The sequence below is a fragment of the Psychromonas arctica DSM 14288 genome (assembly GCF_000482725.1).
Taxonomy (GTDB): domain Bacteria; phylum Pseudomonadota; class Gammaproteobacteria; order Enterobacterales; family Psychromonadaceae; genus Psychromonas; species Psychromonas arctica.
The window spans coordinates 162,239-177,746 of the sequence record NZ_AXWP01000008.1; the positions used below are offsets into that span (position 1 = coordinate 162,239).

The window sequence follows — 15,508 nt, forward strand, 5'->3', positions numbered from 1 at the left end:
CAAGCCTCACTGATAAAGATCCTATTAATGTTATATAGGTAATATAGCTTATATGGGGATCTTTTTAACCAAACCAACCAATAAATAATAATTTAATATAATCGATGATACGGCTGAAAATACCACCTTCTTCAACAGTCTCTAAAGCAATTAGATCATAAGTTGCGATGGCCTCATCTTCCAAGGTGTAATTCACTTGGCCCACTTTGTCACCTTTTTGAATAGGAGCGCGTAGTTCACTATCAATTACAAAGTCTGCTTTTAAATTCTGTGATTGGTTACGTGGAAGTGTTAGTGGTGTATCAACTGCAACACCTAAACGAATGTTTGCTTGTTGACCCATCCAAATACGTTCACTAGCTAATTGATCGTTTGCTTTGTAAGGAGTAATTGTTTCAAAGAAGCGAAAGCCCCAGTTAAGTAGTTTTTTACTTTCTACTTTACGACCTTCATCTGAACGAGCACCCATTACAACACTGATTAAACGCATGCCATCTTTAGTTGCTGAAGAAACTAAGCTGTAACCTGCTGCACTAGTGTGACCTGTTTTAATGCCGTCTACATTTAAGCTTTTATCCCACAATAGGCCATTACGGTTATATTGAACAATGCCGTTAAACTTAAATGATTTTTCACTATAAATGCGGTATTCCGTTGGTACATCTGTAATCAATGCTTTAGCAAGGATTGCCATATCGCGAGCAGTAGTATGGTGGCCGTCCGCATGTAAACCGTGGCTATTAACAAAGTGAGTCTTGTTCATGCCTAGCTGTAATGCCCATGAATTCATTAAATCTGCAAATGCGCCTTCACTGCCAGCAATGTGTTCAGCCATTGCTACACAAGCATCATTACCTGATTGAATAATAATACCGCGATTCAAATCTTCTACAGTGACTTCTTTACCTACTTCGATAAACATTTTTGAAGAATCTGGAAAGTTTTTTGACCATGCATTTTCAGAAATAGTTACTTTGTCATCAAGATTTAAATTACCTGATTTAAGTTCCTGTCCAATGATGTAACTGGTCATCATTTTAGTTAAAGATGCTGGCTCTAGTAATTCTTCACTGTTGTTTTCAGAAAGTACCTTTCCTGAATTGAAATCTATTAATAAGTACCCTTTAGCAGCAATAGACGGTGCTTTAGGAATGATCATAGGAGCGGAGAATACATTAATGCTAAATAAGAAAGTGATAAGCAGCAGGCTTACTTTTTTCATGTTACATACCTTCAAGGTTGTTAAGTCGAAAAATTGTTACGCACTATAGCAGATGAAGCGTTATTTGCTAAGGGGCTAAGATGATTTGTTGAGTAATTATTCTGGCTCCGTGCCTGTTCACCATTAAACCTTATTAATGAGTTTAATAAGGTTTATCTATCCTTATTGTACATTTTTTCACTGCAATCCTCTTAAATTAGTAAGAGGGCAGTTAAGCAAAACATAAGGGTAAGAAGCTTAGTCAAAAAAATAGTAATTAAGTTCGATACAAATATTTATAAATAAAATCCCAGTGTTTCATATTAGTGCAGAGAAAGAATATTAAATGCACCAAGTTGGTGCTAAATGAGTCACTTAAAATTATTGATGTTATTAACTTGTTGTTATTTAAGGTAAATATATTTTGGCACGTTAGTTGTAAATAGAATCATATATGCAAACGTTAAATACACATTAAAGGAATATATGATGAAAATGTTAACCGCAATTATTAAACCATTTAAATTAGATGAAGTGCGTGAAGCCGTAATGGGTATCGGCATTGCTGGTGTTACTGTTTCTGAAGTTAAAGGTTTTGGTCGTCAAAAAGGACATACTGAATTGTATCGTGGCGCTGAATACCAAGTAGATTTTTTACCAAAAGTAAAATTAGAAATTGCAGTGAAAGATGATGATATTGAGCGTTTAGTTGAAGCTATCGTTGGCGCTGCAAATACAGGGAAAGTAGGTGACGGTAAAATATTCATTCAACCGTTAGAGCAAGTTGTTCGTATTCGTACTGGCGAATTAGACGAAGAAGCACTTTAAACCAAATTCATTAAGTTAAGGATTACCATTATGGAAACGACAGTTACAGAACTACGATTTGCGTTAGACACCTTTTATTTTTTAATTTCGGGTGTTCTTGTTATGTGGATGGCAGCAGGTTTTGCCATGTTAGAGGCGGGTTTAGTTCGTTCTAAAAATACCACTGAAATTTTAACTAAAAATATCGTGTTATATGCGATTGCTTGTACGATGTTTTTACTTGTTGGTTACAACATCATGTATGTAGACAATACTGCAGGCGGTTGGTTACCTTCATTTGGTTCACTAATTGGTACTCAGGCAGAAGGTGCTGATCACTCTTTAGAATCCGACTTCTTCTTCCAAGTAGTATTTGTTGCAACTGCAATGTCTATCGTATCGGGTGCTGTTGCTGAACGTATGAAATTATGGGCATTCCTTGTTTTCACCGTATTTTTAACTGGTTTTATCTACCCAATTGAAGGTTTTTGGACTTGGGGTGGCGGTTTCCTAAGCGAAGCTGGTTTCAGTGACTTCGCTGGTTCAGGTATCGTTCACATGGCCGGTGCAGCCGCAGCATTAGCAGCAGTAATATTGCTAGGTGCCCGTCGTGGTAAATACGGTAAGAATGGTAGTATTCACCCAATCCCAGGTTCTAACATGCCACTTGCTACATTAGGTACGTTTATTCTATGGATGGGTTGGTTTGGTTTTAACGGTGGTTCACAACTATTAATCTCTGATGCAGAAAACGCATCTGCAGTAGGCCTTATCTTTTTAAATACAAATGCCGCAGCTGCTACAGGTGCTATTGCAGCACTATTAGTGAGCAAGTTTAAATGGGGTAAAGCAGATTTAACAATGATTCTAAATGGTGCATTAGCTGGTTTAGTTGCGATTACTGCTGACCCACTATCTCCATCACCACTATTTGCAGTCGTGATTGGTGCTATCGCAGGTGTTATCGTTATTTACAGTATTATTACTTTTGATAAATTGAAAATTGATGATCCAGTAGGTGCATTATCAGTACACGGTGTATGTGGTTTATTCGGTCTATTAGTTGTACCAATGTCGAATGACGGTGCATCATTTATGTCTCAATTATACGGCGCAGCGGTTATCTTTGGATTTGTGTTTGTTTCTTCATGGATCGTTTGGTCTATCATCAAAGTAACAATGGGTATTCGCGTTACTGCTGAGCAAGAAGATGCAGGTATGGATTTACACGATTGTGGTGTTGAAGCATACCCTGAGTTTAAAGATTAATTACAGCTGATTATTAACCTGTGAGTATTGTTAATATTTAAGATAATGCGTTAATTAAAATTGAAATCCCTACTTTATTATTTAAAGTGGGGATTTTTTTTATATTAACTTTTGATTATTCAATCTAAACTATGGCATCTAATAACGTATTTTTACCGTTGATTAAGGAATGATTATGTTTAAAAAAATCCATTTATTAAGTTTACCTGCACTGCTTCTGTTAACTGCTTGTTCGAATAACAACCCAACACAAGAAACAGCAATCGGTGAAATACCTAGCTGGATATTAAACCCTCAAACAGAAGATGGCATTGCCGTTTCTGAATGTGTCCTATGGTCTGGTAACATGTCGATTGATAAGCAACAGGCGATGGCGAATGCGCGTGCTTCATTAGCACAACGCATTGATACTCGTGTTAGTGCTATGGACAAAGCTTATAGTGACAAAGTAGACGTAGCTACTGGAATTGAGTCAGGAGTGACTTTTTCAAGCGTTTCTAAACAAGTGACCGAACAAAATTTATCAGGTACCAGCGCATTAAAAACAGATATTGTGAAGATCGCTGAGAAAGATAATTTATGTGTATTAGTGGCAATTGGGCAAGCGTCAACCAAAACTATTTTTGAAGAGTTGGTGAGTGCTTCTAAGCTACCGCTAAACGCAGAGCAAAAAGATGCTCTTTACCAGGAGTTTAAAGCTCAAGATGCGGAGCAGCAACTGGACCAAGAAATACAGAAGTTAAAAGATAATAACACTGATTAATTGTTGATACCGAGGCTTCCTTAAGCTTTTATTTTTTTCGTTATATTTTAAAAAGGCATTAATAATCGTTAATGCCTTTTTTATAGCGCCTAGATTGTCAAAATTACACTATCCTAACAATTGTGCCTTCATCACACAGCTTAACTATAATTACAACATAAGCATTGCAACATTAAGTTTTTCTATGCCAAATTTAAGCTATCGACAAAATATTCAATAGGTAAATATCCATTATAAAGTCAACTGGCATAGTTATTGCTATTTACTATTATCTGTGTCAAAAAAGGCTATTTACAATGAATATTAATGCTGCATCAATGTTTAAAGAGTTACAAACTCAAGGCTTAGAAGCAAAAGGGTTAAGTAACGAATTAAGTACAAAAGCAACTAATCCAGCGTCTGCTGATTTTTCTGCAATGCTTAAGCAAGCAATTGAAAACGTAAATGGCTTGCAACAAAATACATCAGATTTACGTAATAGCTTTGAAATGGGTGATAAAGATGTCAGCTTATCTGATGTTATGATCGCATCTAATAAATCTGGTTTAGCATTTGATGCGACCGTGCAAGTGCGTAACAAAATGGTTGAGGCTTATAAAGAAGTCATGAGCATGCCTGTTTAATCGTTTCACTGCATAAATATAATCGTTAAAAGGAAGCACTGTGTCTAATTCAGCAAGTAATGCTAATTTGTTGCTAGAAGGTAATGGTAACAATGATATACCAGCAGTACCGCAAAAAGGGGCGATTTCTTCGTTTTTCTCTAATGTGGATGTATTGCGTCAAATTAGTATGATCATCGGTTTGTTGATTGTCCTCGCAATTGTAGTGATCATTTGGTCATGGGGCAAAGAAGCTGATTATCGTCCTTTAGGCACTTATCAAACTGACGAGTTAATCAGCACGTTAGACTTTTTAGATCAGCAGAAACTTCCTTATAAATTAGAAGGTAATAATGTTTCTGTTATGTCTGATCAATATCAGAAAATAAAACTGCTAATGACACGAGCGGGTTTAGTCAGTGACAATACAGAAAATGGCGATGATATTTTATTGCAAGACATGGGGTTTGGTGTAAGTCAACGTGTTGAAAAAGAAAGATTAAAATTAAGTCGTGAGCGTCAACTAGCGCTTGCGATTAAAGAAATGAAAAATATTACTAACGCGCAAGTTCTATTAGCAATTCCCAAAGAAAGTGTGTTTGCACGTAAAGAACGCCAAGCCAGTGCTACCGTCGTTATTACCACTTCTCGCTCTTATGCATTATCAGGCCAAGAAGTTGATTCTATTGTTGATTTAGTGGCTTCTGCAGTACAAGGTTTATCTCCAAATAACGTCACCGTGACTGACCAACGAGGTCGCTTATTACATTCAGGTAGTACTTCAGGGGCTTCTGCGCAAACCAGTAAAGAATTTGGTATGCAGCGAGAACGAGAGGAAGAATATAAATCTAAAATTGATGCGATTTTAATTCCGGTATTAGGGATTGCTAACTATGCATCAGAAGTTGATTTAGTAATGGATTTTACTGTCGTTGAAGAAACTAAAAAAACCTTTAATCCTTCTAATCAAGCTGTACGTAGTGAAATGTTAATTGAAGATAGATCATCTTCATCTTCTTTATTAGGTTCTGTACCGGGTGCGCTATCAAACCAACCACCGGCTAATGGAGCAATACCTGAAGAGCTCACCGAAGCTAATGAAGAAGCTAATACTAACGATGGCTCATCACGAACTGAATCGACCCGAAATTATGAAGTTGATACAACCATCACTCATACCAAACACAAAGTAGGTAAAGTCGATCGCCTAGCGGTATCTGTCGCCTTGGATTACACTAAATCAGTAAATGATGCTGGTGAAGCGGTTTATACGGCAAGAACTCCCGAAGAAGTAGAAAATATTCGTCAGTTGTTGCTAGGTGGTTTAGGGATCAATGATGCACGTGGCGATATTTTGGCGCTGGCTTCTGTTAGTTTTAATCGTCCTGATGTTGAGCCTATAGCCGAAGAAGACTTTTGGGAAACTGAAACCTTCCAAGGTTATGTTCGCTTTGGTGGAAGTTTACTTGTCATAATTTTGACCCTATTGTTGATTGTACGTCCAATTATGAAAAAATTATTGTACCCAGAGGCTATTGAGACGGAAGAAGATTACGAATTAGGTGGCGCAATTGGTTCAATCGATAACGACAATCTACAATTATTATCTGATGACAATAATGATAGTGCTGAATTTGGATTAAATAACAGCGGGCAAATAAAATTACCTGATTTACATAAACATGAAGATTTATTAAAAGCAGTGAGAGCTTTAGTGGCGAATGAGCCTGGGTTGTCAGCGCAAGTAATTAGAGAGTGGTTATTAGAAGATGAGTGATAATGATACAAACGAAAAATCAACAAAAGTAGCAGAGTATGATATATCTACTTTAACGGGTGCAGAAAAATCAGCAATCTTAATGCTTAGTTTAACACCTGCTGATGCTGCGCAAATATTTCGAAATCTAGAGCCTAAACAAGTACAGAAGTTGGGGATGCGAATGGCCTCCTTGGAAGACTCTTCACAGGCGAAAGTAAGTGGTGTTCATCGTGCCTTTATTGAAGATATTCAACAATACAGTAATATCGGCTTAGATAGTGAAGACTTTGTGCGTAACTCATTAATCGAGGCCTTGGGTGCCGATAAAGCGGGTAATCTAGTTGACCAAATTATTTTAGGCAGCGGCTCTAAAGGTTTGGATTCCCTTAAATGGATGGATGCTCGACAAGTAGCTAGTATTATTCAAAATGAGCATCCACAGATCCAAACCATTGTTTTATCTTATTTAGACCCAGATCAATCTGCTGAGATCTTAACCCAATTTCCAGAGAAAATTCGTTTAGACTTAATGATGCGTATAGCTGATTTAGAAGAAGTACAACCAGCGGCATTGCAAGAATTGAACGAGATTATGGAGAAACAATTTGCTGGCCAAGCGGGAGCTCAAGCTGCGAAAATGGGGGGGACTAAAGCTGCTGCTGATATCATGAACTACTTAGAAACTGCTATTGAAGGTCCATTAATGGACTCACTACGTGAATCTGATGAAGAGATGAGTCAACAAATTCAAGACCTTATGTTTGTCTTTGATAATCTTATTGATGTAGATGACCGAGGCATTCAAACACTATTGCGAGAAGTGCCACCGGATCAATTGCAATTAGCGCTCAAAGGTGCTGAAGAGCAACTTAAAGATAAAATATTGGCTAATATGTCTAAACGTGCAGCTGAAATGTTAGTTGATGATCTTGAAGCAATGGGACCTATCCGTATTAGTGAAGTTGAAGGTGCGCAGAAAGAAATATTAACAATAGCACGCCGTTTATCCGATGCTGGCGAGTTAATGCTAGGTGGTGGTGGTGGCGAAGAGTTCTTATAATTGAGTGCTCATTAATACCCCTTGTTGTCAGTGTTTATTACTTACCTAATCGGTCACCCTTTTAGGTAAGTAAATACAATCATCCAACTTTAGTCAAATAGCCCTGTTATATCGCTCGTTAATCTAGAACAGTACTATGGTTTACAAATATAGGCTGGTTGTATTGTTTAGTCATATCGTCAGGCAACTCGTTAATTACTAAGTAAGGTAAATGCATGAGCATTGAAAGTGATAAAGATTTTCAAGAGTGGATCTTGCCAGATTTTGAAGTCGAGGAAAGCCTGCAAGAAAATGAAATTGACCTATTTGGTCGACCTGCAAATTGGTATCGTAGCCAGCAAGAAGAAATACCTACTCCACTCAAAGACGAACCTAAACCACTTACTTTAGAAGATATAGAATCAATTCGAGCTTCGGCCTATGAAGATGGCTTCAATGAAGGTAAGGAAGCTGGAATGGTAAAAGGTCTAGAGGAAGGGAAATTACAAGGCTTAGCGGAAGGGCACGAACAAGGTTTAGCGCAAGGCATTGAACAAGGCTTAAGCGAAGGCAAGGTAAAAGTTGATGTGCAAGTGTTACATTGGGAGCAGTTAGTTTCTCGCTTACACCAACCACTTGAAAAATTAGATGACAATGTCGAATTTCAATTGATTAAATTGGCAACTAGTTTAGCTGAACAAATGGTGCGCTGTGAAGTTAGTGTTAATCCTCAAGTTATTCTACAAGCGTTAAAGCAAGGTGTTGAAGCACTCCCAGTTAATGAACAAATGATTGTAATTTCGCTAAATCCTGAAGATCTTGTATTCGTAGAAACTGCATTCTCTGAATCTGAGTGTCAAAAGCGTGGCTGGGATTTACGTTCAGAACCCACCTTGTTAAGAGGTGATTGCCAAATACACACTCAAACTTCCAGTATTGATTATGCTTTCTCGACGCGTATCGAACAAGTATTAAAGCACTTCTTAAAAGAGAATTATGAAAATACCCCTGAAGTAAGTAATGACGGTGATATTAGTCATGATCAGCCTTTAGATTATGAAATGAAAACAGAACAAGATTTATTAGCAGAGGCCAAATCCTCGACTGAATCAACAGAGATTAATGGCACCAACTCCATTAACGATCCCGCAGCTATCACTGGTGCAGATAAAACCTCCAGTGAAACTGATGATAGCTCTGATGTAAATACTGAAGACGCCAATACTAATAATAAGACGCTTAATTAACCATGAAAACATTATCGCAACGCATTACTCAATATCAAGTGGGTGAATCAGTCACTCATCCGGTGGTGGCAGGAAAGCTGGTGCGTGTTGTTGGTCTGACTCTAGAAGCGGTTGGCTGTAGTGCTGCCGTGGGAAGTATGTGTAAAGTAGAAACCAATGACGGTTATATTGATGCCGAGGTTGTTGGCTTCTCAAGTGAGCGATTATTTTTAATGCCCAGCGAACGTTTAACCGGCGTATTACCTGGTGCTAAAGTCATTCCTCAAACAAAAGAAGTTGGTATTCCAGTAGGAATGGAGCTATTAGGGCGTGTTTTAGATGGCATGGGAAATCCTATTGATGGTAAAGGTGAAGTAAAAACCAATACCATGAGTGGTTATAATAATACGCGTATTAATCCTCTTTCTCGTAAAGCGATCAAACAACCTCTTGATACTGGCATTAAAGCAATTAATGCATTATTAACCGTCGGCCAAGGGCAACGAATGGGGTTGTTTGCAGGCTCCGGTGTGGGTAAAAGTGTTTTACTGGGCATGATGACCCGAGGTACTAATGCCGATGTGGTAGTGGTAGGGTTAATTGGTGAGCGTGGTCGAGAAGTAAAAGAGTTTATTGAAGAAATTTTAGGGGAAGAAGGGCGCGCTCGCGCGGTTGTGATTGCTGCACCTGCCGATGCATCGCCATTGATGCGTTTAAAAGGGTGCGAAACTTCGCTAACTATTGCTGAATATTTTCGCGATCAAGGTTTGAATGTTTTATTGTTAATGGATTCATTAACTCGTTTTGCACAGGCCCAGCGTGAAATTGCATTAGCAATTGGTGAGCCGCCGGCTACTAAAGGTTATCCGCCTTCTGTTTTTGCAAAACTACCGGCTTTAGTGGAACGTGCTGGGAATGGCAATGAAAACCAAGGTTCTATTAGTGCGTTCTTTACCGTACTAACAGAGGGTGATGATCTCCAAGATCCTATTGCTGATGCTTCTCGCGCTATCTTAGATGGCCATATTGTATTATCGCGTTCGTTAGCTGACTCTGGGCATTTTCCTGCTATTGATGTGGGAAAATCAATTAGTCGAGTTATGCCAATGGTGACTTCAGATGAGCATCAAACCTTAGCGAGGGTGCTCAAACAGGCTTATTCTTTATACGAAGAAAATAGAGAGTTAATTACTATTGGTGCTTATGCGCGCGGTAGTGATCCTCGAATCGATAAAGCGATCCTGATCAGGCCAAGATTGGATCACTTCTTGCAACAAGGTATGAAAGAAAGTATTAGTTATAACGATTGTTTGACACAGCTTGCAGTATTGACGCAGGAGTTTGTTAAAAGTTAATAGGGAAAAATCATGGCCGTTGATGCATTACAGCTTGTTTATGAACAAAGAGAAAAGCAAGTTGAGAAAGCTTTACAAGCATATCAACAGGCTCAAAAAGCATTATTCGAACAACGTAACCAATTGCAAAACCTACATCAATATCGACGTCAATATACCGCTCAATTAAGTGAAAAAGGCTCGCAAGGTCTCACCATTTCAACATTGGCTAAATACCAACAATTTATTGTACAAATAGATCAAGGCTTAACTAATCAACAATCTTCATTAGTTAAGTTTGAATATGCAGTACGCGAAAAAAAACGACAGTGGACAGATAGCCAGGTTGCACATAAAGCAATGGGCTTATTGCTAGAGAAAAAAGCACGTGAAAAAATAAAACTTGCTGATAAAAAAGAACAACAACTATTGGATGAGTTTGCCACTTTTCAGTTTTTTCGAAAGCAACAAGCGGAACAAGATAAAAATTAATTTTTTACTTAATAATATACTTTTTTGGTCTATTAATTGCTTTATTAAGGTAATAGTCAAATTTCGATAAAAGCGGCAACGAATGACATTAACCTTGTGAGAGATACCGCTAAAAATACACCGTAAGTGAAATAGAGAATACTTTTATGATGCAATCCTTATTAAATGGCACAGTAAGCGCAAAAAGCAATGACCTGAAGGCGCATAAAGAGAGCGATAAAATAGATTCGGCTGCAAATCATTCTTCAAAATCTAAGCTTACGGAAGAGCAAAATAGTTTTTCTAAAGTATTAAAAGACAATATTGAACAAGATAGTGTCGCAATAGATAATAAAGATAATAAAGATAATAAAGATAATAAAGATAATATTGAAGCAGAGCGTGCCTCTGAAGTTGTGAATGATAAAAGTAGCGCTATTAGTGACCAAATTCCTCTACAACAACCCAGTACTAGTAATAATAATTATTCAGTACTTGCTAGACAACAAAATAATGTCGAAGAACTGAATGCTTCTGATGTTCTTGATGTCAAAATGGGAGAGAATGAGGATATTAATAATATACAGAATGAGCAGCTATTATTAGGTATTCAATCAGCTCAGAAAGTAGATACAAAGGTTAATTCTAACAGCAACGAAGCAACAGGTGAGAGTGCCACTGAATTCGACATTAATAATCAATTAATGTATTTAGATGAAAATTTGGCGACTTTAAATACAGCTGAAAAAAATTCAAAAACAGAATCTGCCGATCTGATTGCATTGAAAAATACTTCTCAAGAAAACACGGTTGATACTGTAATTACAGACTCTTTCAACTCCCTAGTTGATGAACAAATTACTACTGACTTGCAAAGTCACCAAGTGATAAATAACAATGCTGATATTCAAGCAGCTAATACAATAGATTCTAGTATGGCTACAAAAAATGTTGAAGGAAATATATCTGCGACTGAAAAAATTGAGCCTGCCATTTCTGCTTTAGCGAAGGATAATGTACAGAAAAACAATAAAATTACTGCAGCTACGGACAGTCAGCCTCAGCCGGTCGGGGCAAGTGTATCAGGCACAACTCCATCAAGCGAGTCTGAACCTGTCAGCATAGAAGCAGAATTGCAAACACTTAAAAAATTAGAACAAGATGACAGTGTAGGCTCTCCCATTAAGCATGAAAGTACAGCTACAGCACAAACTGTTACTGATGTTAACGGCGCCAGACCAAATCAAACTAGTTTAGCACAGTTAGATAAACTAATGGCGGGCAACCAACAGCAGCAAGCAACGAATAATCTATTACAACAACCTTTGGATATTCAATCAAAACAAGCTGCGGCAATGATGGGTGAGCGAGTGATGATGATGATCTCTCAAGGTAAGCAAGAGGTTCAAATTCGTTTAGATCCTGCAGAGTTAGGATCAATGTTTATTAAAGTTCATGTACAACAGGATCAGCTACAATTAAATATTCAGACTCAAGCAGGGTTGAGTAAAGATATTATTGAACAAAATATGCCTCGATTAAGAGAGCAACTTGCACAACAAGGGATTCAACTGGGTGAAGCAAACGTTCAGCAACAATCTCAACAGCAAGGTCAGCAGCAACAAAATAACGGTATGAATGCCATGTCAGGGGGGCAGACTCATAACAATGGAATGGTCGAAGAAGAACAAATAGCGGTATGGATGCCATCAAAAGTAGCGTCTACAGATCAAGGAATTGATTTTTATGCTTAAACAAAGTAATAGTTACTGGCTTACTGAGAAAGAACGATTAAAATCAACTTATTATTTTTGTGTAAAACACATATTCTTGAGAAATTGAGAATAAATCGAGAGGAATAACCAGCAATGGCTGAAGAAAATGATGCATCAATAGATGGTGAAAATGCAGCACCTAAAAGTAAGAAAAAATTAATTATCATCATTGTTGCTGTTGTAGTTTTACTTGCCGCTGGTGGCGGTGGTGCTTTTTTTATGCTCTCTGGAGATGATGCAGCAAGCGATGAAACAGCGGTTGAAGCTACGACTGAAACCACAGAAAAAGGGGCTAATTATGTACCAATGCCAAGGCCTTTTGTGTTCAATGTATTAGAAGGTAAGCGTGATCGCACGGTACAAATTAAAGTACAATTAATGGTCAACACTAAAAGTAGTGAAGCTATTGTTCGTAAGCACATTCCATTATTAGAAAGTACGCTAGTGAGCGTTTTTGGGGCGGCAACGATTGAGCAGTTACGTAGCCCTGAAGGCAAAAGTGAATTACGACAAAAAGCGCTAGAAGAATTAAATGCCGCAACTACTATGGTTGGCGAAAGTGCACTTATCCATACGGTACTATTTACCGGTTTTGTTTTACAGTAATAGATAAGGGCTAAGCATGGATTTATTATCTCAAGACGAAATTGATGCACTATTACATGGTGTGGATGACGTTGATGAGGAAGTGATTGAAAGTGATAGTATGGATGAGAGTAACTCTCATGCTCATTTCGACTTTTCTTCACAAGACCGTATTGTTCGTGGTCGAATGCCAACCTTGGAATTGGTTAATGAGCGTTTCGCTCGTCATCTAAGGATCAGTTTATTTAATATGTTACGCCATACCGCTGAGGTTTCAATCAATGGTGTACAAATGCTGAAATTTGGGGAGTATGTTCACAGCTTATTTGTTCCTACCAGCCTTAACATGGTTCGTTTTAGACCTTTAAAGGGAACAGGGCTGATCACCATGGAGGCGCGACTGGTTTTTATTTTAGTTGAAAACTTTTTTGGTGGCGATGGGCGTTATCACGCCAAAATTGAAGGGCGTGAGTTTACTCCAACAGAGCGTCGTATTATTCAAATGTTATTAAAGATAATTTTTGAAGATTACCATGACGCGTGGTTGCCGGTGATGGATGCTGAATTTGAATATTTAGATTCAGAAGTCAATCCTGCAATGGCAAACATTGTTAGTCCGACTGAAGTGATTGTGGTTAATTCTTTTCATATCGAGTTGGATGGCGGCGGTGGTGATTTCCATATTGCGATGCCTTATTCGATGTTAGAGCCCATCCGTGAATTATTAGATGCGGGTGTGCAAAGTGATAAAGAAGATACTGACCTACGTTGGTCTCAAGCACTTCAAGATGAAATTATGGATGTTGAAGTTGACTTAGGTGCGCGCTTACTAGAAAAGCAAGTTTCACTGCGAGATATGATGCACTGGAAAGCAGGTGATATTATTCCCGTGGACCTACCTGAAAGTTTATTAGTATCAGTGGAAGGTTTACCGACTTATAGGGCAACATTAGGGCAAAGCAATGATAATTATGCATTAAAAATAATTCAAAAAATTGCACGTCCTGAAGTACAAAAAACACAAATTCAATTGCAAGACTTAAAAGAGAAAAAAGCTAAGTCCAGTTAACTTAAATACAGTTAAGCAATAATAAGTAAAGCGAAGTAATTAATCGATAGGATATAAAGCATGAGCACAGAACAAGATATGGCAGATGAATGGGCTGCAGCATTAGAAGAATCTGGAGATGCTGATTCAGGTGCTACAAATATTGATCTTGATGAATTAAAAGATACTGCAGCACCAATGAGTAAAGATGAATTAGCTCGTTTAGATAGCATCTTAGATATTCCTGTGACTATTTCAATGGAAGTAGGTCGTAGTAAAATTAATATTCGTAACCTGTTACAGCTTAATCAAGGTTCAGTAGTTGAATTGGAACGTGTTGCCGGTGAACCACTGGATGTATTAGTTAATGGCACCTTGATCGCACATGGTGAAGTTGTTGTTGTTAATGATAAGTTTGGTATCCGTTTAACCGATGTCATTAGCCAAACTGAACGTATCAAAAAACTAAAATGAGGCAGTTAATTCAAACAGTTTTGTTAACTGTGGTTAGCTTGCCTGTTGTCGCTTTAGAAGAGACGAGTAAGCGCCCAGAGTTAGCGATCGGTACTATGCTTGGATCGTTAATACTGGTACTTGCTTGCATTTTTCTATTTGCTTATTTAATGAAGAAAAGTAATTTTATTCGTCAAGGTGGCAGTAAAAATCCAATTAAAATCATTGCAACTCAACCGCTAACCAATAAAAGCCGTGTGCAAATTGTTGAAGTCTACGGTAAACAATATTTATTAGGGGTTAGTGAGCAATCAATCAACTTATTAGATCAACTAGATATACCGAGTGTCGAACTCCAGGCTGAAACACAAAGCCTACCATCATTTGCGACAGCTTTTGCCAGTGTATTATCTAAAGCAGGAAAAAAGAATAATGAATAAACTGCTGATATTATTATGCTCAGGCCTGTTTTTGTTTGTTCCACATGCCATCGCCGAGCCAGGTGCATTATCGGCAGTCACGGTGACAACAAGTGCCGCTGGCGATCAAGAATACAGTGTAACGTTGCAAGTACTTGCGTTTATGACCGCGCTCAGCTTCTTGCCTGCAATGTTGATTTTAATGACCTCATTCACTCGTATTGTGATTGTAATGTCGATCCTTCGTCAAGCGCTTGGCTTACAACAGACTCCTTCGAATCAAGTGGTTAATGGTATTGCTTTGTTTATGACGTTTTTCATTATGGCCCCTGTTTTTGACCGAGTGAATGAAAGTGCAATACAACCTTATTTAAATGAAGAGATGACCATAGTGCAAGCCCTTGAACAGGGGAAAAAGCCTATGATGCAATTTATGTTGTCACAAACACGCTTGAAAGATTTGGAAACATTTTTAGAAATTGCCAATGTAGAAGTTGATAGCCCTGAGGAAGTGCCGATTACTGTGCTGATCCCAGCTTTTGTGACCAGTGAATTGAAAACTGCTTTCCAAATCGGCTTTATGCTATTTATTCCTTTTTTAATTATTGACTTGGTGGTCGCTAGTATCTTAATGGCCATGGGGATGATGATGTTATCACCGATGATTATTTCATTACCCTTTAAACTCATGTTGTTTGTATTAGTGGATGGCTGGAATTTAGTGATGGGTAGTTTAGCTAATAGTTTCGGGTTGTAA

Annotated in this window: 16 protein-coding genes; 15 read left to right on the forward strand and 1 reads right to left on the reverse strand. The window is 38.0% G+C overall.

What is annotated here, in order from left to right; genetic code table 11:
- Positions 1–64: 64 nt before the first annotated feature.
- Positions 65–1,222 carry a D-alanyl-D-alanine carboxypeptidase family protein gene (locus H592_RS0102715; protein WP_028867397.1) on the reverse strand — a complete coding sequence of 386 codons (1,158 nt, stop codon included), beginning with the start codon at positions 1,220–1,222 and terminating at the stop codon, positions 65–67.
- 468 nt (positions 1,223–1,690) lie between these two features.
- Between H592_RS0102715 and H592_RS0102720 the strand changes: the two genes are divergently transcribed.
- The 15 genes from H592_RS0102720 to fliP all read left to right on the forward strand — a co-directional run bounded on the left by H592_RS0102720 (position 1,691) and on the right by fliP (position 15,508).
- Positions 1,691–2,029 (forward strand): P-II family nitrogen regulator, encoded by a 339-nt coding sequence (locus H592_RS0102720; RefSeq protein ID WP_028867398.1) that lies wholly within the window; start codon positions 1,691–1,693, stop codon positions 2,027–2,029.
- A gap of 30 nt (positions 2,030–2,059) precedes the next feature.
- On the forward strand, positions 2,060–3,277 hold the full coding sequence (locus tag H592_RS0102725; protein WP_028867399.1) for an ammonium transporter: 1,218 nt from the start codon (positions 2,060–2,062) through the stop codon (positions 3,275–3,277).
- 175 nt (positions 3,278–3,452) lie between these two features.
- Positions 3,453–4,040 (forward strand): LPP20 family lipoprotein, encoded by a 588-nt coding sequence (locus tag H592_RS0102730; RefSeq protein WP_028867400.1) that lies wholly within the window; start codon positions 3,453–3,455, stop codon positions 4,038–4,040.
- Between the two features lie 296 nt (positions 4,041–4,336).
- Entirely contained in the window at positions 4,337–4,663 is a 327-nt protein-coding gene (gene fliE / locus H592_RS0102735; protein ID WP_028867401.1) for a flagellar hook-basal body complex protein FliE, read from the forward strand.
- Between the two features lie 40 nt (positions 4,664–4,703).
- Positions 4,704–6,419 carry a flagellar basal-body MS-ring/collar protein FliF gene (gene fliF, locus H592_RS0102740; RefSeq protein WP_028867402.1) on the forward strand — a complete coding sequence of 572 codons (1,716 nt, stop codon included), beginning with the start codon at positions 4,704–4,706 and terminating at the stop codon, positions 6,417–6,419.
- Positions 6,412–7,461, forward strand: a complete 1,050-nt coding sequence (gene fliG / locus H592_RS0102745; RefSeq protein ID WP_028867403.1) for a flagellar motor switch protein FliG — start codon at positions 6,412–6,414, stop codon at positions 7,459–7,461. Before fliF ends, fliG begins: the two co-directional genes overlap by 8 nt.
- A gap of 215 nt (positions 7,462–7,676) precedes the next feature.
- Positions 7,677–8,687 carry a flagellar assembly protein FliH gene (gene fliH, locus H592_RS21380; protein WP_051368919.1) on the forward strand — a complete coding sequence of 337 codons (1,011 nt, stop codon included), beginning with the start codon at positions 7,677–7,679 and terminating at the stop codon, positions 8,685–8,687.
- Between the two features lie 2 nt (positions 8,688–8,689).
- Positions 8,690–10,021, forward strand: coding sequence for a flagellar protein export ATPase FliI (gene fliI, locus H592_RS0102755; RefSeq protein WP_028867404.1), 1,332 nt, complete (start codon positions 8,690–8,692; stop codon positions 10,019–10,021).
- A gap of 12 nt (positions 10,022–10,033) precedes the next feature.
- Positions 10,034–10,492: a flagellar export protein FliJ gene (gene fliJ / locus H592_RS0102760; RefSeq protein ID WP_028867405.1), complete on the forward strand. Its 459-nt coding sequence runs from the start codon at positions 10,034–10,036 to the stop codon at positions 10,490–10,492.
- A gap of 146 nt (positions 10,493–10,638) precedes the next feature.
- Complete coding sequence (locus tag H592_RS0102765) at positions 10,639–12,225, forward strand: flagellar hook-length control protein FliK (RefSeq protein WP_028867406.1); 1,587 nt, start codon at positions 10,639–10,641, stop codon at positions 12,223–12,225.
- Between the two features lie 114 nt (positions 12,226–12,339).
- A complete protein-coding gene (fliL, locus tag H592_RS0102770; RefSeq protein ID WP_028867407.1) occupies positions 12,340–12,852 on the forward strand; it encodes a flagellar basal body-associated protein FliL in 513 nt (170 codons plus the stop codon).
- Between the two features lie 16 nt (positions 12,853–12,868).
- Positions 12,869–13,900, forward strand: coding sequence for a flagellar motor switch protein FliM (fliM, locus tag H592_RS0102775; protein ID WP_028867408.1), 1,032 nt, complete (start codon positions 12,869–12,871; stop codon positions 13,898–13,900).
- A 60-nt stretch (positions 13,901–13,960) separates the two neighbouring features.
- Positions 13,961–14,353 carry a flagellar motor switch protein FliN gene (fliN, locus tag H592_RS0102780; RefSeq protein ID WP_028867409.1) on the forward strand — a complete coding sequence of 131 codons (393 nt, stop codon included), beginning with the start codon at positions 13,961–13,963 and terminating at the stop codon, positions 14,351–14,353.
- Positions 14,350–14,772: a flagellar biosynthetic protein FliO gene (gene fliO / locus H592_RS0102785; RefSeq protein WP_028867410.1), complete on the forward strand. Its 423-nt coding sequence runs from the start codon at positions 14,350–14,352 to the stop codon at positions 14,770–14,772. The genes fliN and fliO overlap by 4 nt, the downstream gene beginning before the upstream one ends.
- Entirely contained in the window at positions 14,765–15,508 is a 744-nt protein-coding gene (fliP, locus tag H592_RS0102790) for a flagellar type III secretion system pore protein FliP (RefSeq protein WP_156916061.1), read from the forward strand. The genes fliO and fliP overlap by 8 nt, the downstream gene beginning before the upstream one ends.